This is a genomic window from Streptococcus sp. 477 (assembly GCF_013277295.1).
Taxonomy (GTDB): domain Bacteria; phylum Bacillota; class Bacilli; order Lactobacillales; family Streptococcaceae; genus Streptococcus; species Streptococcus pseudopneumoniae.
The window spans coordinates 1-21,127 of record NZ_VMMQ01000076.1 but is presented as its reverse complement, the minus strand read 5'-3'; the positions used below and the strand labels follow the sequence as shown (position 1 = coordinate 21,127).

At 39.7% G+C, this 21,127-nt stretch carries 21 protein-coding genes and 2 pseudogenes; 21 read left to right on the top strand and 2 right to left on the bottom strand.

The annotated features are described in order from the left end of the window. Positions 1-168, top strand: a pseudogene (locus HT691_RS08875) (IS630 family transposase); the annotation flags it as partial. 154 nt (positions 169-322) lie between these two features. Here HT691_RS08875 and HT691_RS08870 read toward each other — a convergent pair. Beyond that, entirely contained in the window at positions 323-1,135 is an 813-nt protein-coding gene (locus tag HT691_RS08870) for a Cof-type HAD-IIB family hydrolase (protein WP_000162353.1), read from the bottom strand. Positions 1,136-1,324: 189 nt separating this feature from the next. Between HT691_RS08870 and HT691_RS08865 the strand changes: the two genes are divergently transcribed. The 6 genes from HT691_RS08865 to folK all read left to right on the top strand — a co-directional run bounded on the left by HT691_RS08865 (position 1,325) and on the right by folK (position 7,383). Next, positions 1,325-2,743, top strand: coding sequence for an NCS2 family permease (locus HT691_RS08865; protein ID WP_031243513.1), 1,419 nt, complete (start codon positions 1,325-1,327; stop codon positions 2,741-2,743). A gap of 52 nt (positions 2,744-2,795) precedes the next feature. Continuing rightward, positions 2,796-3,503: a CPBP family intramembrane glutamic endopeptidase gene (locus HT691_RS08860; RefSeq protein WP_031243523.1), complete on the top strand. Its 708-nt coding sequence runs from the start codon at positions 2,796-2,798 to the stop codon at positions 3,501-3,503. Positions 3,504-3,596: 93 nt separating this feature from the next. Beyond that, positions 3,597-4,571, top strand: a complete 975-nt coding sequence (gene folP / locus HT691_RS08855) for a dihydropteroate synthase (protein ID WP_000240957.1) — start codon at positions 3,597-3,599, stop codon at positions 4,569-4,571. A 1-nt stretch (position 4,572) separates the two neighbouring features. Continuing rightward, a complete protein-coding gene (locus HT691_RS08850; protein ID WP_000657461.1) occupies positions 4,573-5,895 on the top strand; it encodes a folylpolyglutamate synthase/dihydrofolate synthase family protein in 1,323 nt (440 codons plus the stop codon). Then, complete coding sequence (gene folE / locus HT691_RS08845) at positions 5,876-6,430, top strand: GTP cyclohydrolase I FolE (protein ID WP_000380916.1); 555 nt, start codon at positions 5,876-5,878, stop codon at positions 6,428-6,430. The genes HT691_RS08850 and folE overlap by 20 nt, the downstream gene beginning before the upstream one ends. A gap of 140 nt (positions 6,431-6,570) precedes the next feature. Further along, on the top strand, positions 6,571-7,383 hold the full coding sequence (gene folK, locus HT691_RS08840; RefSeq protein ID WP_023936478.1) for a 2-amino-4-hydroxy-6-hydroxymethyldihydropteridine diphosphokinase: 813 nt from the start codon (positions 6,571-6,573) through the stop codon (positions 7,381-7,383). Positions 7,384-7,505: 122 nt separating this feature from the next. Here the strand turns inward: folK and HT691_RS08835 are convergent, their stop codons facing one another. Then, complete coding sequence (locus HT691_RS08835; protein WP_031233617.1) at positions 7,506-7,823, bottom strand: DUF960 domain-containing protein; 318 nt, start codon at positions 7,821-7,823, stop codon at positions 7,506-7,508. 354 nt (positions 7,824-8,177) lie between these two features. Between HT691_RS08835 and rplM the strand changes: the two genes are divergently transcribed. The 14 genes and pseudogenes from rplM (at position 8,178) to HT691_RS08765 (ending at position 20,638) form a co-directional block, all read left to right on the top strand. After that, the gene (gene rplM, locus HT691_RS08830) at positions 8,178-8,624 is read left to right on the top strand and encodes a 50S ribosomal protein L13 (protein ID WP_001044624.1); all 447 of its coding nucleotides are present in this window, start codon (positions 8,178-8,180) and stop codon (positions 8,622-8,624) included. Positions 8,625-8,643: 19 nt separating this feature from the next. Next, positions 8,644-9,036 (top strand): 30S ribosomal protein S9, encoded by a 393-nt coding sequence (gene rpsI, locus HT691_RS08825; RefSeq protein WP_000075973.1) that lies wholly within the window; start codon positions 8,644-8,646, stop codon positions 9,034-9,036. Between the two features lie 295 nt (positions 9,037-9,331). Beyond that, complete coding sequence (locus tag HT691_RS08820; protein WP_000855698.1) at positions 9,332-9,952, top strand: hypothetical protein; 621 nt, start codon at positions 9,332-9,334, stop codon at positions 9,950-9,952. A 189-nt stretch (positions 9,953-10,141) separates the two neighbouring features. Next, complete coding sequence (gene tsaE / locus HT691_RS08815) at positions 10,142-10,585, top strand: tRNA (adenosine(37)-N6)-threonylcarbamoyltransferase complex ATPase subunit type 1 TsaE (protein ID WP_000288231.1); 444 nt, start codon at positions 10,142-10,144, stop codon at positions 10,583-10,585. Then, a complete protein-coding gene (locus HT691_RS08810) occupies positions 10,575-11,093 on the top strand; it encodes a GNAT family N-acetyltransferase (RefSeq protein ID WP_000455532.1) in 519 nt (172 codons plus the stop codon). The genes tsaE and HT691_RS08810 overlap by 11 nt, the downstream gene beginning before the upstream one ends. A 7-nt stretch (positions 11,094-11,100) precedes the next feature. Next, positions 11,101-12,117, top strand: coding sequence for an LCP family protein (locus HT691_RS08805; RefSeq protein ID WP_000239276.1), 1,017 nt, complete (start codon positions 11,101-11,103; stop codon positions 12,115-12,117). 83 nt (positions 12,118-12,200) lie between these two features. Continuing rightward, positions 12,201-13,457 carry a competence/damage-inducible protein A gene (locus tag HT691_RS08800; RefSeq protein ID WP_023936469.1) on the top strand — a complete coding sequence of 419 codons (1,257 nt, stop codon included), beginning with the start codon at positions 12,201-12,203 and terminating at the stop codon, positions 13,455-13,457. A 54-nt stretch (positions 13,458-13,511) separates the two neighbouring features. Continuing rightward, positions 13,512-14,678, top strand: coding sequence for a recombinase RecA (gene recA, locus HT691_RS08795; protein WP_023933324.1), 1,167 nt, complete (start codon positions 13,512-13,514; stop codon positions 14,676-14,678). Positions 14,679-14,792: 114 nt separating this feature from the next. After that, positions 14,793-16,163, top strand: a complete 1,371-nt coding sequence (locus tag HT691_RS08790; RefSeq protein WP_172921896.1) for an MATE family efflux transporter — start codon at positions 14,793-14,795, stop codon at positions 16,161-16,163. Positions 16,164-16,529: 366 nt separating this feature from the next. Next, positions 16,530-17,480: an N-acetylmuramoyl-L-alanine amidase family protein gene (locus HT691_RS08785; RefSeq protein WP_023933328.1), complete on the top strand. Its 951-nt coding sequence runs from the start codon at positions 16,530-16,532 to the stop codon at positions 17,478-17,480. Between the two features lie 370 nt (positions 17,481-17,850). Continuing rightward, entirely contained in the window at positions 17,851-18,195 is a 345-nt protein-coding gene (locus HT691_RS11540) for a helix-turn-helix transcriptional regulator (RefSeq protein ID WP_050086717.1), read from the top strand. Between the two features lie 12 nt (positions 18,196-18,207). Continuing rightward, positions 18,208-18,954, top strand: coding sequence for an ImmA/IrrE family metallo-endopeptidase (locus HT691_RS08775; RefSeq protein ID WP_338326406.1), 747 nt, complete (start codon positions 18,208-18,210; stop codon positions 18,952-18,954). Continuing rightward, a pseudogene (locus HT691_RS08770) lies at positions 18,947-19,369 on the top strand (hypothetical protein); the annotation flags it as partial. The gene HT691_RS08775 and the pseudogene HT691_RS08770, both read left to right, overlap by 8 nt. Positions 19,370-20,083: 714 nt before the next feature. Then, positions 20,084-20,638 carry a PBECR4 domain-containing protein gene (locus HT691_RS08765; protein WP_306416194.1) on the top strand — a complete coding sequence of 185 codons (555 nt, stop codon included), beginning with the start codon at positions 20,084-20,086 and terminating at the stop codon, positions 20,636-20,638. The last annotated feature ends 489 nt before the right edge of the window (positions 20,639-21,127 follow it).

Below are 21,127 nucleotides of genomic sequence, written 5' to 3'. Positions count from 1 at the left end.
GAACAAGTGTGGAAAGAGATTCGTAAACGTGGATTTAAGAATAAAGCCTTTCGAACTTTGGAAGATGTCATGAATCAACTTCAAGATGTTATACAAGGACTGGAGAAGGAGGTGATAACGTCCATCGTTAATCGGAGATGGACTAGAATGCTTTTTGAAAGTAGATGAGTATAACTGGTTGATGAGACTGTGAAAAGAGCATAAAGACCAGCTTGCAAGCTGGTCATACTCTTCGAAAATCTCTTCAAACCACGTCAGCTTCATCTACAACCTCAAAGCAGNNCTAGTTTGCTCTTTGATTCTCATTGAGTATCAGTATAGGTTATAAGAATAAGTCTTGTAGGGTTTTGGCAACCCCATCTTGGTCGTTGGTAAGGGAAATTTGCTCATCTGCATAAGGGAGTAGCTCTGGATTGGCATTTTTCATGGCATAACCCTTCCCAGCAAAAGCGAGCATTTCGGTATCATTGTGTTCATCTCCAAAGGCAATCAAATCTTTTTTGTCACGATTCATTATCTTGAGCAAGTAGTCCAAAGCAAAGGCCTTGTTGACACCTTTTGGGGTACATTCAAGGATATTGAGCGGACCTCCCCAGGTATTGATAGAAAGTTGATGCTGGTAGAAGGCGTTCATTTCTTTTGCCAAGGCATATTTGTCACTGGCTCTGGTCTGCAAGAGGATACAGTTAGGGTCCTTGGTCACCAATTCAGGCTGGAATTGATCTTCAGGCTGGAAAGCTTCTACACCAAATAGTTTGGGATTGGCAATTTCTTCATTGGGATTTGTAATGTAGAATTTTTTACGATATTCTCCAGCGATAAAATCGGCTTGAATGTCCTCTGAACGTTGAACCATATCTAGCAGATATTTTTTGTCTACAGTCAAACACTTTTCAAAATCCCAAACTTGGTCTGGTAAATGAGTAAGGGATCCGTTGAAGTTAATCATAGGAGTGTCTAAGCCCAGTTCACGGTAAAAATCTTTTGACATACGGTAAGGGCGACCTGTCGTAATAATAACCTGATGGCCTTTTTCAGCAACTTTTTTGATGGTTTTTTTGGTAAAGTCAGAAATTTGACTGTCTGAGTTGAGCAGGGTTCCATCTAGGTCAACTGCAATAATTTTTTTCGTCATATGGACCTTTCTAGTGTGTTTTCAGATAAGATGTCTTCTATTATAACAGAAAGCAGGCAGAAAAGCAGATTCCAAACAAAAAATGAAATTGGATTAATTTCTTAAACAAATCAAACAAAGACATTGAAAAAGTGAATGATAAATGATATAATTCTATTATTGTTCGTAAAAATTAAAAGGAGATTGATAATGGACAAATTATTTAAACTAAAAGAGAACGGTACAGACGTTCGTACAGAGGTTCTCGCTGGTTTAACAACTTTCTTTGCAATGAGCTATATTCTCTTTGTAAACCCACAAATTCTTTCGCAAACAGGGATGCCTGCTCAGGGTGTCTTCCTAGCAACGATTATTGGTGCAGTAGCGGGTACCTTGATGATGGCTTTTTATGCTAACTTGCCATACGCTCAAGCGCCAGGTATGGGGCTGAATGCCTTCTTTACCTTTACAGTTGTATTTGGACTTGGTTATTCTTGGCAAGAAGCCCTAGCTATGGTCTTCATCTGTGGGATTATTTCATTGATTATTACCTTGACAAATGTTCGTAAAATGATCATTGAATCGATTCCAAATGCCCTTCGCTCAGCTATTTCAGCTGGTATCGGTGTCTTCCTTGCCTATGTAGGAATTAAGAATGCTGGACTTTTGAAATTCACGATTGATCCAGGCAACTATACTGTTGTAGGAGAAGGGGCTGACAAAGCTCAAGCAACGATTGCGGCAAACTCTTCAGCAGTTCCAGGATTGGTCAGCTTTAATAATCCAGCTGTTTTGGTGGCTCTTGCAGGACTTGCTATCACAATCTTCTTTGTTATCAAAGGAATTAAAGGGGGAATTATCCTCTCTATCTTGACAACAACTGTTCTTGCTATTGCAGTTGGTTTGGTAGATTTGTCTAGTATTGATTTTGCTAATAACCATGTTGGTGCAGCTTTTGAAGATTTGAAGACAATCTTTGGTGCAGCTCTTGGTTCAGAAGGTTTGGGAGCTTTGGTTTCAGATACAGCTCGCTTGCCTGAAACTCTGATGGCCATTCTTGCCTTTTCATTGACAGATATTTTTGATACAATTGGTACCTTGATCGGTACAGGTGAAAAAGTTGGTATCGTAGCGACAAATGGTGAAAATCATCAATCAGCTAAGTTAGACAAGGCTCTTTACTCTGACTTGATTGGTACTTCAATTGGTGCCATCGCAGGTACTTCGAACGTAACGACTTATGTTGAGTCTGCTGCTGGTATCGGTGCAGGTGGACGTACTGGTTTGACAGCCTTGGTCGTGGCAATCTGTTTTGTGATCTCAAGCTTCTTTAGCCCACTTCTAGCGATTGTACCAACAGCCGCTACAGCTCCAATCTTGATTATCGTTGGGATTATGATGTTGGCTAGCTTGAAAAATATCCATTGGGACGACATGGCTGAAGCAGTTCCTGCTTTCTTCACATCTATCTTTATGGGATTCAGCTACTCTATCACTCAAGGGATTGCAGTTGGTTTCTTGACTTACACTTTGACTAAGCTTGTCAAAGGTCAAGTTAAAGATGTTCATGTCATGATTTGGATTTTGGATGCCTTATTTATCCTGAACTACATCAGCATGGCCTTATAATAGAATAACCCAGGGGGATTTTCCCCCTTTTTTAATATAAAGGAGATGAATGATGGAAGAGAAAAGTATGTGGAAAGAATTATTGAATCGTGCAGGCTGGCTGTTAATCTTTTTACTGGCGACAATTTTATATCAGATTCCTATAGGGGTTACTGCTATTTTAACTTTAAATGCAGTACCACTGTTACAGTCAGGACTGATAGTTGCTGGTATTTCGATTGTGGTTCTGGTGCTGTTTATTATTGGAGCTCGTAAAACGCAATTAGCAAGTTTTAATTTTTCTTTTTTTAGAGCTAAGGATTTGGCACGTTTGGGATTAAGTTATTTAGTCATTATCTGTTTAAATATACTTGGTTCTATCTTGTTGCAACTGTCAAATGAGACGACAACAGGGAATCAGTCTCAGATTAACGACATGGTTCAAAATAGTTCTCTGATTTCCAGTTTCTTCTTGCTAGCCTTGCTTGCTCCGATTTGTGAGGAAATCTTGTGCCGTGGGATTGTTCCTAAAAAGATTTTCCGAGGAAAAGAGAACTTGGGATTTGTAGTCGGTACGGTTGTGTTTGCTTTATTGCATCAACCGAGTAATTTACCTTCTTTATTGATTTATGGAGTTATGTCGATCGTTCTGTCTTGGACGGCTTACAAGACCCAACGTTTGGAAATGTCTATCTTACTTCACATGATTGTTAATGGGGTTGTTTTCTGTTTGTTGACTCTCGTGGTAATTTTGAGTCGGACATTAGGGATTTCTGTTTAATATTTTTGACAATTGCTTACTTGTTTCTACTGGGAAAAAGATGAATGCAATCGTGTCCATCTTTTTCTTTTTATGGTAAAATAGAGAAATAATATGGTGAAAAGCCTTGAGGGAGTGACTGATATGTCAAGTAAAGCCAATCATGCAAAGACAGCTATTTGCGGTATTATCAATGTAACCCCAGACTCCTTTTCGGATGGTGGTCAATTTTTTGCTCTTGAGCAGGCACTCCAGCAGGCTCGTAAATTGATAGCAGAAGGAGCTAGTATGCTAGATATCGGCGGAGAATCGACTCGGCCGGGAAGTAGCTATGTTGAGATAGAAGAGGAAATCCAGCGTGTTGTTCCAGTGATTAAAGCTATTCGCAAGGAAAGTGATGTCCTCATCTCCATTGATACTTGGAAGAGTCAAGTAGCAGAAGCTGCTTTGGCTGCTGGTGCCAATCTAGTCAATGATATCACTGGTCTCATGGGTGATGAAAAAATGGCCCATGTGGTTGCAAAGGCTGGAGCGAAAGTAGTCATTATGTTTAATCCAGTCATGGCGCGACCTCAGCATCCTAGCTCGCTCATCTTCCCTCATTTTGGCTTTGGTCAAGCTTTTACAGAGGAAGAGTTAGCTGACTTTGAAACATTGCCAATCGAAGACTTGATGGAGGCTTTCTTTGACAGAGCACTAACGAGAGCAGAGGAAGCTGGTATTGCTCAAGAAAACATCCTGCTGGATCCAGGAATTGGCTTTGGTCTGACCAAGAAAGAAAATCTGCTTCTTTTACGGGATCTGGATAAACTACATCAGAAAGGCTATCCAATCTTTCTTGGAGTGTCGCGCAAGCGGTTTGTCATCAATATCCTTGAAGAAAATGGTTTTGAAGTCAATCCTGAGACAGAAATTGGTTTCCGTAATCGGGACACGGCTTCGGCTCATGTAACTAGTATCGCTGCGAGACAGGGTGTAGAAGTGGTGCGCGTGCATGACGTAGCTAATCACAGGATGGCAGTTGAAATTGCTTCCGCTATTCGTCTGGCTGATGAAGCGGAAAATTTAGATTTAAAACAATACAAATAAGATGAAAGAATTTGAAAACAATCAGTGGATTGCTAACTACCGGACGGATCAACCGCATTTTGGCTTGGAACGAATGGTGGAACTGTTAGCTTTGCGTGGCAATCCCCATCTCAAACTCAAGGTCATCCATATCGGAGGGACCAACGGCAAGGGTTCGACCATTGCTTTTTTGACAAATATGCTGAAAAAGCTAGGGCTGAGAGTTGGCGTGTTTAGCTCGCCCTATCTCATTCATTATACAGACCAGATTAGCATCAATGGGGGATCCATTCCAGAGGCTAGACTAGAAGCCCTCATGGCAGACTATCAGTCTTTGCTGGAGGGAGAAGCGGTCGCCAATTTGCAGGGGACAACCGAGTTTGAGATTATCACAGCCATAGCCTATGATTACTTTGCCTCGGAGCAAGTAGACGTGGCTATCATGGAAGTCGGCATGGGTGGACTTTTAGATAGTACCAATGTCTGTCAGCCCATTTTGACAGGAATCACGACTATTGGATTGGATCATGTGGCTCTACTTGGTGACACCTTGGAAGCCATAGCAGAGCAGAAAGCTGGTATTATCAAACAAGGTATTTCCTTGGTGACAGGTCGCATTTCTCCAGATGCTTTGGCTGTGATTGACCGCATTGCAGAAGGGAAAGATGCGCCGAGACTTGCCTACGGGGCAGATTATCAGGTCAGCCATCAAAAGAGTGTGGTGACAGGCGAAGTCTTTGACTATACAAGTGCTGTCAGACAAGGTCGCTTCCAGACAGGTTTACTTGGTTTGTACCAAATAGAGAATGCTGGGATGGCCATAGCTTTACTTGATACTTTTTGTCAAGAAGATGGTCGAGAACTAGCAAGCAATGACTTGCTTGCTCAAGCCTTGGAAGAAACAAGTTGGCCAGGGCGTTTGGAAATCGTGTCAAGAGATCCCTTGATGATCTTGGATGGGGCCCACAATCCCCATGCTATCAAGGCTTTATTAGCAACCTTGCAAGAACGCTTTGCGGATTATCATAAGGAAATCCTCTTTACTTGTATTAAAACCAAGGCCTTGGAGGATATGTTGGACTTGCTGGGGGCCATGCCAGATACCGAGCTTACTTTGACACATTTTGACGATAGTCGGGCGACTGATGAAAGCGTGCTGAAAGAGGCAGCTAAGTCTAGAAATCTCAGCTACCAAGGTTGGCAGGATTTTCTAGAGCAGAAATTGACAGATAAAAAAGAAGAGAAACAAACAGTTAGGATTGTCACAGGTTCCTTGTATTTCTTGAGCCAAGTGAGAGCCTATCTGATGGAGAGGAAGAATGAAAATGGATACACAAAAGATTGAAGCAGCTGTAAAAATGATTATCGAGGCTGTCGGAGAGGACGCTAACCGCGAGGGCTTACAGGAAACACCTGCTCGTGTCGCTCGTATGTACCAAGAGATTTTTTCAGGTCTTGGTCAAACAGCGGAGGAACATTTGTCAAAATCCTTTGAGATTATTGATGATAATATGGTGGTAGAAAAGGATATTTTTTTCCATACAATGTGTGAACACCACTTCTTGCCATTTTATGGTAGAGCGCACATTGCCTACATTCCAGATGGCCGTGTGGCAGGCTTGTCTAAGCTAGCCCGTACGGTTGAAGTTTATTCGAAAAAGCCACAAATTCAAGAACGTTTGAATATCGAAGTGGCCGATGCCTTGATGGACTATCTAGGAGCTAAGGGAGCCTTTGTTGTCATTGAGGCAGAACATATGTGTATGAGTATGCGTGGTGTCAGAAAACCAGGCACTGCAACCTTGACGACAGTAGCTCGTGGTCTATTTGAAACAGATAAGGACCTTAGAGATCAGGCTTATCGTTTAATGGGACTATAATACTCTTCGAAAATCAAATTCAAACCACGTCAGCNNCAGTGTTTTGAGCAGCCTACGGCTAGCTTCTTAGTTTGCACTTTGATTTTCATTGAGTATAAAAAGAATCCGCTTTGGGCGGATTTTTCTAGAAAGGAATCATTATGGATCAACTGCAGATTAAGGATTTGGAAATTTTTGCCTATCATGGTCTTTTTCCCAGTGAGAAGGAATTGGGGCAGAAGTTTGTCGTTTCAGCTATCCTATCCTATGATATGACCAAGGCAGCGACAGATTTGGATTTAGCAGCCTCTGTCCATTACGGAGAATTGTGCCAGCAGTGGACGACTTGGTTTCAGGAAACGAGTGAGGATTTGATTGAAACGGTAGCCTATAAACTGGTAGAACGTACTTTTGAGACCTATCCTCTTGTCCAAGAAATCAAGTTGGAACTGAAAAAGCCTTGGGCGCCAGTGCATTTGCCACTAGATACATGCTCAGTAACCATCCATCGCCGTAAGCAACGAGCCTTTATCGCCCTAGGAAGCAACATGGGAGATAAGCAAGCAAACTTGAAACAAGCCATTGATAAACTGCGAAATCGAGGTATCCATATTCTCAAAGAATCCAGTGTCTTAGCGACGGAGCCTTGGGGTGGTGTGGAGCAGGATAGCTTTGCTAATCAGGTGGTTGAGGTAGAAACATGGTTGCCTGCCCCAGTCTTGTTAGAAACATTGTTGGCTATTGAGACAGAGATGGGACGGGTGCGAGAAGTGCATTGGGGACCTCGTTTGATTGATTTGGACTTGCTCTTTGTGGAGGACCAGGCCATTTATACAGATGAGCTTATCTTGCCCCATCCTTACATAGCAGAACGCCTTTTTGTTCTTGAGTCTCTACAAGAAATTGCGCCTCATTTTATCCATCCGACATTAAAGCAACCTATTCGCAACTTGTATAATGCTTGGAAACAATAGAAAAAACTCTAGTTTTCAGTCACTTGCAACTGAAGGCTAGAGTTTTTATACTCTTCGAAAATCTCTTCAAACCACGTCANNGCGGCTAGCTTCCTAGTTGGCTCTTTGATTTTCATTGAGTATTAAAATAGGTCATTTTCTTCTGGGAGGAGGATAGTCTCTCTACCGTCCATATCTAAAACCAGTACTTTCGGGGGATACAGAGGGTCGAAAGGATGGTTAAAGTCAAAATCAATGGCTGTAGGGAGGTGTTGGCTTGAAAAGTGGAAGGTAATTTTTCCATGGTTATTAAGCAATTGAAACTCAAGTTCTTCTTCCAATTCAAAGACATTTTTTAAGAAATGGTCGATGATATACCAAAAAGAGTCAATAACGTCATCAGGCAAACTGGTAACAATGCCAAAACTAGCAGACCGCATGTGGGCATTGGTAAAAGCCATATCTCTGCCCCCTTTCTTTTCCCTTATCATACAACAAATAGGATTAAAAATCAAGAAAAGGTAATTTTTTGAAAAGGATTTTAGCTACAGGGAAAAATAAGGAAAAAATCCCAAAAATCTCCCGAAGTTAATAGGTAAATTCCCAAATTAACTTGATTATATAACTTTCAGTTACTTTGAGAAGTTACCGAAAAATATTTTTCATATCTATTGACTTTTAGGGGTGAAATTTGGTATGATAGTAAGCGGTATTGTTTACCCCATTTGAAAGGCCCCGGAACCTTCCAAATACTTTTCGATGGGAAGGAACACCCATCACCGTAAACAAAAATCGAACTATATATAGGAGAAATCATGAACAAAACAACATTTATGGCTAAACCAGGCCAAGTTGAACGTAAATGGTACGTAGTTGACGCAACTGATGTACCACTTGGACGTCTTTCTGCAGTAGTTGCTAGCGTACTTCGCGGAAAAAACAAACCAACATTTACACCACACACTGATACAGGTGACTTTGTGATTGTTATCAATGCTGAAAAAGTTAAATTAACTGGTAAAAAAGCAACTGATAAAATCTACTACACTCACTCAAACCACCCAGGTGGATTGAAACAAATCTCTGCAGGTGAACTTCGTTCTAAAAATGCAGTACGTTTGATCGAGAAATCAGTTAAAGGTATGCTTCCACACAATACACTTGGACGCGCTCAAGGTATGAAGTTGAAAGTATTTGTTGGAGCTGAGCACACTCATGCTGCACAACAACCAGAAGTTCTTGACATTTCAGGACTTATCTAAGGAAAGGAACAAATAAAGTATGTCACAAGCACAATATGCAGGTACTGGACGTCGTAAAAACGCTGTTGCACGCGTTCGCCTTGTTCCAGGAACTGGTAAAATCACTGTTAACAAAAAAGATGTTGAAGAGTACATCCCACACGCTGACCTTCGTCTTGTCATCAACCAACCATTCGCAGTTACTTCAACTGTAGGTTCATACGACGTTTTCGTTAATGTTGTAGGTGGTGGATACGCTGGTCAATCAGGAGCTATCCGTCACGGTATCGCTCGTGCCCTTCTTCAAGTAGACCCAGACTTCCGCGATTCATTGAAACGTGCAGGACTTCTTACACGTGACTCACGTAAAGTTGAACGTAAGAAACCAGGTCTTAAGAAAGCTCGTAAAGCATCACAATTTAGTAAACGTTAATTCGAAAGAATTACTATACTTATACAGAGCACCTTTCGGGGTGTTCTTTTTTTATACTTTCTTACTAAATTGGTGCAATTGACACAGTTGTTGCGACTTTATACTCTTCGAAAATCTTTTCAAACCACGTCAGCTCTNNTGAGCAACCTGCGGCTAGCTTCCTAGTTTGCTCTTTGATTTTCATTGAGTAGTAGTCTCTCATGTTTGTTTAGCGTCTAAAAGAGACATTTGAGAAGATTGAAAACAGTTCTCTCTTTTCTCCTAGTATAATGATTGGTAGGAAGGGAGAGAAAAGATGAAAACAATGAGAATCTTATTTTTGTTAGCTTTAATTCAAATCAGTTTGAGTAGCTGTTTTCTATGGAAGGAATGCATCTTGTCCTTTAAACAAAGTACAGCTTTTTTCATCGGAAGTATGGTCTTCGTTTCAGGAATCTGTGCTGGAGTAAATTATCTTTATACCCGTAAGCAAGAAGTCCATAGTGTCCTAGCCAGTAAGAAGTCAGTGAAGCTTTTTTACAGTATGTTACTCTTAATTAATTTATTAGGAGCTGTCCTTGTCTTGTCAGATAACTTGTTCATTAAAAATACGCTGCAGCAAGAATTAGTTGACTTTTTATTGCCATCCTTTTTCTTTCTATTTGGGCTAGATTTGCTGATTTTTTTACCCTTGAAAAAATACATGCGCGATTTTCTTGCTATGCTAGACAGAAAAAAGACAGTGTTGGTGACTATTTTAGCAACACTTCTCTTTTTAAGAAATCCAATGACCATTGTCTCTCTTCTGATGTATATTGGACTGGGTTTGTTTTTTGCAGCCTATCTTGTCCCAAATTCGGTCAAGAAGGAAGTTTCCTTTTATGGTCATATTTTCCGAGATCTTGTATTGGTCATTGCTACGCTCATTTTCTTTTAGAGAAAGCTTGTTTTTATGGATGTTATGATGGTAATACTCTTCGAAAATCTCTTCAAACTACGTCAGCGTCGCCTTGCCGTACTCAAGTACAGCCTGCGGCTAGCTTCCTAGTTTGCTCTTTGATTTTCATTGAGTATAAGTTTAGCAGGAAAATAGACACAAAAGAAAAGTTTTTGGTATAATAAGAGTATGTACACAAAAAATGAAGAAGAGCTACAAGCCTTAGGGGAGCGTTTGGGTCATCTATTAGCAAAGAATGATGTTTTAATCTTAACTGGAGAACTGGGTGCAGGTAAAACGACCTTTACTAAAGGACTTGCTAAAGGTTTACAGATTTCTCAAATGATTAAAAGTCCAACCTATACTATCGTAAGAGAGTATGAGGGGCGTCTTCCGCTTTTCCATTTAGATGTTTATCGTATTGAAGGAGATGCGGATTCTATCGACTTGGATGAGTTTCTCTTTGGTGGCGGAGTGACTGTCATCGAGTGGGGAAATCTCTTAGGAGATGCCTTGCCAGATACTTATTTAGAATTGGAAATTCTAAAAGAAGCAGATGGACGTCGTTTAAATTTTCAGGCAAAGGGTTTGCGTGCAGAAAAACTCTTAGAGGAGCTTCAACATGGAGTATGAATTGCTCATTAGGGAAGCAGAGCCTAAAGATGCAGCTGAATTAGTGGCCTTTTTAAATCGTGTAAGTTTGGAGACAGATTTTACCAGCTTAGACGGAGATGGTATTCTCTTGACCAGTGAGGAGATTGAAGTATTCCTCAACAAGCAAGCTAGTTCGGACAATCAGATAACCTTACTTGCATTCTTAAATGATAAAATTGCTGGTATTGTAAATATTACAGCTGACCAGCGCAAGAGAGTCCATCATATTGGAGATCTCTTCATTGTGATTGGCAAAAGATATTGGAATAATGGATTGGGAAGTTTGTTGCTAGAAGAAGCGATAGAGTGGGCACAAGCAAGTGGCATTCTGCGTCGTCTCCAGCTGACTGTCCAAACTCGTAATCAAGCAGCAGTTCATCTGTATCAAAAGCATGGCTTTGTAATTGAAGGTCGCCAAGAGCGTGGAGCATATATAGAAGAAGGGAAATTTATCGATGTTTACTTGATGGGTAAACTGATAGATTAGTAGAAATATGGTTAAAAAAATTATTGGAATGGTGCTAGCTTTACTTTCTGTAACTGTAGTAGGAGCAGGTATTTTTGCTTATACTATTTATCAACAAGGGACAGAAACCTTAGCTAAAACCTATAAAAAAATCGGCGAAGAAACCAAGGTTATTGAAGCGACTGAACCTTTGACCATTCTGTTAATGGGGGTTGACACCGGAAATGCTGAACGAACTGAAACTTGGGTCGGTAGAAGTGATAGCATGATCTTGATGACAGTGAATCCTAAAACGAAAAAAACAACGATGATGAGTTTAGAGCGGGATATTCTGACCCGCATTGAATCAGGGAATGGTCAGGTTCATGAAGCGAAACTGAATTCAGCATATGCAGATGGTGGAGCAGAGCTTGCTATAGAAACCATTCAAAAAATGATGAATATCCATATTGATCGCTATGTGATGGTCAATATGAAAGGGTTACAAAAACTAGTGGATGCAGTAGGTGGTATTACAGTCAATAATACCCTCGGTTTCCCAATTTCTATCAGTGACCAAGAAGAATTTAATACCATTTCTATTGGTGTTGGGGAGCAACATATTGGGGGAGAAGAAGCCCTAGTCTATGCACGAATGCGTTACCAAGATCCTGAGGGGGATTATGGTCGTCAAAAACGTCAACGTGAAGTTATTCAAAAAGTCATGGAAAAAGCTCTCAGTTTAAATAGCGTTGGTCATTATCAAGAGATTCTAAAAGCTTTGAGTGACAATATGCAGACCAATATTGATTTGTCTGCAAAAAGTATCCCTAACTTGCTAGGGTATAAAGATTCATTTAAAACCATTGAAACTCAGCAGTTGCAGGGTGAAGGAGAGATGCTTCAAGGTGTTTCTTACCAGATTGTTTCGAGAGCCCATATGTTGGAAATGCAAAATTTACTCCGACGTTCTTTGGGACAAGAAGAAGTCACTCAGCTTGAAACTAATGCGGTTTTATTTGAAGATTTATTTGGCAGAGCCCCTGTTGGTGATGAAGATAATTAACTTTTGATACAAATAAAAAATCAATCGTAGGAAAATTCCTGCGATTTTTTCAAAAAAATACGAATAGATAGGTAGGAGGAAACATGAAAGCAGAAATCATTGCTGTTGGAACAGAGATTTTGACAGGACAGATTGTCAATACCAATGCTCAGTTTTTGTCGGAAAAACTAGCAGAAATTGGGGTAGACGTATATTTTCAGACGGCTGTAGGAGACAATGAAGCTCGTCTCTTGTCTTTGCTTGAGATTGCCAGTCAACGTAGCAGTCTGGTGATTTTGACAGGTGGTTTAGGGCCGACTGAGGACGATTTGACCAAACAAACTCTGGCTAAATTTTTAGGGAAAGAATTAGTCTTCGATCCTCAGACCCAGGAGAAGTTGGATGTCTTTTTTGCCCAGAGACCAGACTATGCCCGAACACCTAATAACGAAAGACAAGCTCAAATTGTAGAAGGAGCGACTCCACTGCCCAACGAAACAGGACTGGCTGTGGGAGGCATTTTGGAAGTCGAAGGAGTGACCTACGTCGTCCTTCCAGGTCCACCGAGTGAATTGAAACCTATGGTCTTAAACCAACTTTTACCCAAGTTGATGACAGGGAGAAAGCTGTATTCCCGAGTTCTTCGTTTCTTTGGAATTGGCGAGAGTCAGCTGGTGACGATTTTGGCTGATTTAATTGAGAATCAAACAGATCCGACCTTGGCACCTTATGCCAAGACAGGAGAAGTCACTCTACGTCTGTCAACAAAGGCTAGCAGTCAAGAAGAGGCGAATCAAGCGCTGGATATCTTAGAAAACCAAATCTTGAATCGCCAAACTTTTGAAGGCTTTTCTTTACGAGAACTTTGCTATGGTTATGGGGAAGAGACTAGTTTAGCCAGCATTGTGGTAGAAGAACTGAAAAGGCAAGGGAAAACCATCACGGCTGCAGAGAGTTTGACGGCAGGTCTTTTCCAAGCTAGTCTAGCGGATTTGTCAGGAGCTTCAAGTATATTTAAGGGTGGTTTTGTGACCTATAGCTTGGAGGAAAAATCAAAAATGTTGGATATTCCTGTCAAGGATTTGGAAGAACATGGTGTGGTGTCTGAATTTACAGCTCAGAAGATGGCTGAGCAGGCACGAATCAAGATCCAGTCTGATTTTGGAATTAGTTTGACTGGAGTGGCAGGACCAGATAGCCTAGAAGGATATCCAGCTGGGACAGTCTTCATAGGCTTGGCTCAAGAGCAAGGAACTGAGGTTATCAAGGTGAATATTGGAGGCAGAAGTCGAGCAGATGTACGTCACATTGCGGTTATGCATGCCTTTAACCTAGTTCGCAAGGCTTTATTAAGTGACTAACTTTTGATATAATAGTAGATAGGTCTGAGGATCATTAGAATGTAGGAGAATAGAATGGCGAAAAAACCAAAAAAATTAGAAGAAATTTCAAAAAAATTTGGGGCAGAACGTGAAAAGGCCTTGAATGATGCTCTTAAATTGATTGAGAAAGACTTTGGTAAAGGATCAATCATGCGTTTGGGTGAACGTGCGGAGCAAAAGGTGCAAGTGATGAGCTCAGGTTCTTTAGCTCTTGACATTGCCCTTGGTTCAGGTGGTTATCCTAAGGGACGTATCATCGAAATCTATGGACCAGAGTCATCTGGTAAGACGACGGTTGCCCTTCATGCAGTTGCACAAGCGCAAAAAGAAGGTGGGATTGCAGCCTTTATCGATGCGGAGCATGCCCTTGACCCAGCTTATGCTGCGGCCCTTGGTGTTAACATTGACGAATTGCTCTTGTCACAACCAGACTCAGGAGAGCAAGGTCTTGAAATTGCAGGAAAATTGATTGACTCAGGTGCTGTAGATCTTGTCGTGGTCGACTCAGTTGCGGCCCTTGTACCTCGTGCGGAAATTGATGGAGATATCGGAGATAGCCACGTTGGTTTGCAGGCCCGTATGATGAGTCAGGCCATGCGTAAACTTGGTGCTTCTATCAATAAAACCAAAACAATTGCCATCTTTATCAACCAATTACGTGAAAAAGTTGGGGTCATGTTTGGAAATCCAGAAACAACACCTGGTGGACGTGCTTTGAAATTCTATGCTTCAGTGCGTTTGGATGTTCGTGGTAATACACAAATTAAGGGAACTGGTGACCAAAAAGAAACCAATGTTGGTAAAGAAACTAAGATTAAGGTTGTAAAAAATAAGGTAGCTCCACCGTTTAAGGAAGCCGTAGTTGAAATTATGTACGGAGAAGGAATTTCTAAGACTGGTGAGCTTTTGAAGATTGCAAGCGACTTGGATATTATCAAAAAAGCAGGAGCTTGGTATTCTTACAAAGATGAAAAAATTGGGCAAGGTTCTGAGAATGCTAAGAAATACTTGGCAGAGCACCCAGAAATCTTTGATGAAATTGATAAGCAAGTCCGTTCTAAATTTGGCTTGATTGACGGAGAAGAAGCTTCAGAACAAGATACTGAAAACAAAAAAGATGAGGCAGTTCAAGCAGATTCTGTGAATGAAGAAGTGACTCTTGACCTAGGCGACGAACTTGAAATCGAAATTGAAGAATAAGCTGTCAAAGTAGTGGAGAAATCCGCTACTTTTTCGATTTTTGATTCAAGTTTTTAGATTATATATAGTTTGCTGTTTCTTGTCGCTCTGCTAGAAAGTTGATATAATAGCCTTATGAATAAAAAACGAGCAGTGGACCTGACACATGGTCCGATTCTTCCTTCTATCTTGAGTTTTGCCTTCCCAATCTTGCTGTCTAATATTTTTCAACAGCTCTATAATACTGCTGATGTCTTGATTGTAGGGCGTTTCCTTGGTCAAGAATCCTTGGCGGCAGTAGGGGCGACGACAGCGATTTTTGACCTGATTGTAGGTTTTACTCTTGGTGTTGGAAATGGGATGGGAATTGTTATTGCTCGCTATTATGGAGCACGGGACTTCAAAAAAATTAAGGAGGCAGTAGCAGCCACCTGGATTTTAGGTGCTCTTTTGAGTATTGTAGTTATGTTGCTGGGCTTTCTTGGCTTGTATCCTCTTTTACAGTACCTAGATACCCCTGCAGAAATTCTTCCCCAGTCCTATCAATATATTTCTATGATTGTGACCTGTGTTGGTGTCAGCTTTGCTTATAATCTTTTTGCAGGCTTGTTGCGGTCCATTGGAGACAGTCTAGCTGCGCTTGGTTTTCTGATTTTCTCTGCTCTGGTTAATGTGGTTCTGGATCTCTATTTTATTACGCAATTGCATCTGGGAGTTCAATCCGCGGGACTTGCTACCATCATTTCGCAAGGCTTATCAGCGGTTCTCTGCTTTTACTATATTCGTAAGAGCGTGCCAGAACTTTTGCCTCAGTTTAAGCATTTCAAATGGGACAAGGCCTTGTATGCGGATCTTTTGGAGCAAGGTTTGGCTATGGGCTTGATGAGTTCAATTGTATCTATAGGCAGTGTGATTTTACAGTCTTCTGTTAATACCTTTGGTGCAGTGATTATTAGTGCCCAGACGGCAGCTCGACGCATTATGGCCTTTGCCCTTCTTCCTATGACCGCTATTTCTGCATCAATGACGACCTTTGCTTCTCAGAATCTAGGAGCTAAACGACTAGACCGCATTGTCCAAGGTCTTCGAATCGGCAGTCGTTTAAGTATATCCTGGGCGGTTTTTGTTTGTATCTTCCTCTTTTTTGTCAGTCCAGCCTTGGTTTCCTTCTTGTCTAGTTCGACAGATGGTTACTTGATAGAAAATGGAAGTCTCTATCTGCAAATCAGCTCAGCTTTTTATCCCATTTTGAGCCTCTTGTTGATTTATCGCAATTGCTTGCAGGGTTTGGGGCAAAAGATCCTTCCTCTAGTTTCTAGCTTTATTGAACTAATCGGAAAAATCGCTTTTGTGGTCATGATTATCCCTTGGGCAGGCTATAGAGGAGTTATTCTTTGCGAACCCCTCATCTGGGTTGCCATGACAGTTCAACTGTACTTCTCATTATTCCGTCACCCCTTGATAAAAGAAGGCAAGGCTATCTTGGTAACAAAAGTGTCATCATAGCTCGATTTACTGAATAAAATCTCTTTCCTCTAGTGAAAATCGAAAAAACTTGTGCTGTCATCTTTAGTTTGGTCTTGAAAATAGTTTAATATACTTTTGACTTCTTTTATATGATATAATGTATTTATTAAAAGGACATATAGAGACTGTAAAAATATACTTTTGAAAAGCTTTTTAGTCTGGGGTGTTATTGTAGATAGGATACAGACCTGTCAGTCCTATTTACAGTATCAAAATAGTGCGTTTTAAAGTTCTATCTACAAGCCTAATCGTGACTAGGATTGTCTTCTTTGTAAGGTAGAAATGAAGGAGTTTCTGGTTCTGGATTGTAAAAAATAAGTTGTTTTAATTGATAAGGAGTAGAATATGGAAATTGATGTGAGTAAATTAAGAACAGATTTGCCTCAAGTCGGCGTGCAACCATATAGGCAAGTCCATGCCCATTCCACAGGCAACCGTAACTCAACGGTGCAAAATGAGGCTGACTACCATTACAGAAAAGATCCTGAATTGGGCTTCTTTTCTCACGTAGTCGGTAATGGTCGTGTTATGCAGGTAGGACCTGTTGATAATGGTGCCTGGGACGTTGGGGGCGGTTGGAATGCAGAAGGTTATGCACAAGTTGAACTGATTGAAAGCCATGAATCGAAAGAAGAGTTTCTGATTGACTATCGTCTCTATATCGAACTCTTGCGTAATCTAGCAGACGAGGCTGGGATACCTAAAACGCTTGATACTGCTGATTTAGCAGGTATCAAGACACACGAATATTGCACCAATAACCAACCTGACAACAACTCAGATCATGTTGACCCTTATCCTTATCTTGCAAGCTGGGGCATTAGTCGTGAGCAATTCAAGCAGGATATTGAAAACGGCTTGACGATTGAAGCAGGATGGCGACAGAACGATACTGGCACCTGGTATGTACACTCAGATGGTTCTTATCCAAAAGATAAGTTTGAGAAAGTTAATGGTACCTGGTATTACTTTGACGGTTCAGGATATATGCTTGCAGACCGCTGGAAGAAGCACACAGACGGCAACTGGTACTGGTTTGACCAGTCAGGCGAAATGGCGACAGGCTGGAAGAAAATCGCTGAGAAGTGGTACTATTTCGATGGAGAAGGTGCTATGAAAACAGGCTGGATCAAATACAAGGAGACTTGGTACTATCTTGATAGTCAAAATGGGGACATGGTTTCTAATGCCTTTGTCAAATCAAATGATGGCTGGTATTACCTTAAAGAAGATGGCACGATAGCAGACAGACCAGAATTTACAGTCGAGCCTGAAGGCTTGATAACAGTAAAATAATAATGGAATGTCTTTCAAATCAGAACAGCGCATATTATTAGGTCTTGAAAAAGCTTAATAGTATGCGTTTTCTTGTGGAGATATTTCCTTCAATTTTTGCTACTATATTACATAAAAATCAAAAAGCAAACTAGAAAGCTATGCTCAAATAAAATCTAAATTTGACAATGTAAACCGAATCGGATAGCTTTAAGTACTGTTTTGAGGTTGAAGATACGATTTTTGATAGGAACTCATCAAATAGGTTTACTATCATCAATTTTGGATTTTTAAGCAGTATCAATAAATTGCTTCCTTGTTTTGTCATAATTTTTTTATTTAAAAAATTGACTTTATGACAAGAGTGTGCTATTCTTTTTATGAGAGGTGTATGAATATGATAAATGTATGTGATGTTGGAAAAAGAATAAAAGAACTTAGAATATCTTCAAATCTTACTCAAGATAAGATTGCTGAATATTTGTCTTTGAATCAAAGCATGATTGCCAAAATGGAAAAAGGTGAAAGGAATATCACGTCGGATGTTATTGAGAAACTATCTGCCCTGTTTTGCTGTACGGTTGACTATCTTTTGTTTGGCGAACAAGCTGAACAACAGTGTGTCATATCGTTTAGAAAAAATAAAATAGTAGACCAAGATCTTAAAGTTTTAGCGAAAATCAATAAAATTGTATTGAATCAATTTGAGATAGATCAGCTATTGGAGACAAAATAAATGATTGATAAAATGGATTTAAGTAATAAAGCTTCAAATCTTAGAAAAAAGTTGGGAGCTGATGGTGAAGCGCCGATAGATATTTTTAAATTGGTACAAAAGATAGAAAATTTGACGCTGGTATTTTATGGACTCGGAAAGAATATTAGCGGAGTCTGTTATAAAGGAACTCAGTCAAGTCTCATTGTAATCAATTCAGACATGTCATTAGGAAGGCAAAGATTTTCTTTAGCACATGAACTGTATCATCTTTATTATGATGAGGTGAAGAAGAGTTCAGTCAGTCTTATCTTGATTGGTGAAGGAGATGAAACTGAAAGAAAAGCGGATCAGTTTGCTTCATATTTTTTAGTTTCCCCATCTTCACTGTATAGGATGGTTGAGGAAATCAGAGAAAATGCTAATAGAACTCATCTTGAAGTAGAAGATATTATAAAATTGGGTCAGTTTTATGGTATCAGTCATAAAGCTATGTTATATAGATTGCGGAATGATGGATACCTTGATGCAGAAGAAATTAAAAATATGGATATTAGTGTTATAGAGACAGCTTCAAGATTAGGCTATGATACAAGTTTATATCGTCCTTTGTCAGAAAGTAAAAAGGAAATGGTATTAGGACACTATATTAAATCGACTGAACAACTTTTAGAAAATAACAGAATTTCGCAAGGGAAGTATGAGGAACTGCTACTAGATGCTTTCAGATATGATATTGTATATGGGCTAGATGAAGAGGGGGAGTTGTCGTTTGACTAGTCGTGTATTTATTGATACAGATTGTATTTCAGCATTTTTATGGGTTGGCACTGAATATCTTTTAGAAAAGCTCTATTCGGGTAAAATTGTTATTCCACAAGAGGTGTATGATGAAATCAATATACCTACAATTCCCCACTTAAAATCTAGGATAGACCAGTTAGTAGCTAAGGGTTCGGCTGAGATTGTGAGCATAGACATTGGAACTGAAGAATACGCATTATATAGAGATTTAACAAGAAATCATGATAGTAACAAGGTTATTGGTAAGGGAGAAGCAGCTTCTATTTCCTTAGCGAAAAAGCATAATGGGATATTAGGAAGTAATAATCTAAGAGATGTTGAACCATATGTAGAAAAATTTTCTTTAGAACATATGACGACAGGAGATATACTGGTTGAAGCGTTTAAAGCGCAATTTATTACTGAACAAGAGGGCAATCATATCTGGAATAATATGCTTAAAAAGAGAAGGAAAATTGGGGCGGATTCTTTTTCAGACTATCTTCGTGGAAGTGTTCATCAAAATAGACAAAAATAAATTTGGATAAATCGAACTCACTATTCAGTAGGCATATGAGCACTTCGAAGAAGAGAAGTGTCAAATTGAGCCTATAAGAGTAGAAATGACCTGCATAGGGGATGAGAGAAAAGTTGTCCTTAAAGTTTCCCTGAACTATCAGTCGCATATTAAATGGATATGTAGGGTGATGTGAGAGGGGATAGCGAGTAGTTTTTGGTTATTTTGTCAAAAAACTTGTATTTTATCATACTGAATGATAAAATACAAGAAAAATAGTAGAATAAAGGAAAGCTTTTCTAAAATGTGTATCTCCCCACAGGATTCGTTCTTGTGGGATTTTTTTCGTTAAAGAAAGCGATAAATATTGACTTTTTTAAAGAAAGATGTCATAATTAAGTTGGAAAAAACGTAAAAGTATCACTTTTCTCGTTATCCCGACTCCCAAAACGTCGTTAAACCGCTCGGCAATCCATGGAGACATGGACACATAGTAGTAAGCACGCTATGTGGCTTGGCAGAGCTAAAAACTGTTCCCTTGCGATAAGCCTAATAAGCACAACATAGGGAGTTAGAGAAGCCGACTCTAATCATCCACTTTGGGCAGTAGTGAGAACTGCCCCGTGCTTTTTTTATTTTGAGAAAATATGGAGTTTGTCGTTGAAATTACTTGATTGTATTTTAGATTATCAAGAGAAATTCGATGGAAAAACATGTCAAGTATCAACGAATTATAAGCATTTAGAGACTTTCGAAGTAGATTTTTGCTTGACTGATTTACATCACTTATTTGGCTTGCACAAAATCACACGAGATTATGCTAGTCAAACAATACCTGCTATTCAAGCTGGTGTTTTTATTTTGGAAGAATATAAAAATAATCCCATGTACAACGATGTTATAGAAAGGATATCTTTGTATAGTTTTATCGGTGATATCTTCTATTCTAAGATAACAAGTTGTTGTATCCTAGCCAAAGATTTATCTAAAAACACTATGAAGTTGGACGTCATATTTTTTGAAGATAGAAACAAAAGATCCGCAATTTTAGGTTTACGAAGAGATAAAAGTGGAGTGTTTAAACCGGTTACTCTACATTTTACAAGTGCTAAGAAATATGCTAAAGTTCGTAAAACAGATGTGAAAGAAATTAAATGGTTATAAAAAAACTTTTCGCAGGCTTCGGCTTGCGTTTTTTTGTTTGATAAAATTAAAAAAATGTGCAAAAATAAGTAGAATTGAAAACAGGAAAAAACACCTCCTTTCGATTCGCCAAGCCTCTTCGCAAGGCAATGAGGGGGCGGAGAGACGCGCTCGTCAACAGAAGTATCTCATTGGAAATGTTGCTCACTTTTTTAGTGAGCTTTTTATTTAAGGAATAGGAATGAAAAGTAAGAAGTTAAAATTATACTTAATGAAAATCTCTTCAAACCACGTCAACGTCGCCTTGCCGTAGATATATGTTACTGACTTCGTCAGTTCTATCTGCAACCTCAAAGCGGTGCTTTGAGCAACCTGCGGCTAGTTTCCTAGTTTGCTCTTTGATTTTCATTGAGTATTAAATTGTGCTATCGATTGTCATCATCTTGCTAGAAAAAGGGATTGAAGGCCTTTTCGTGAGCGATAGTAGTAGCTGGACCATGTCCTGGATAG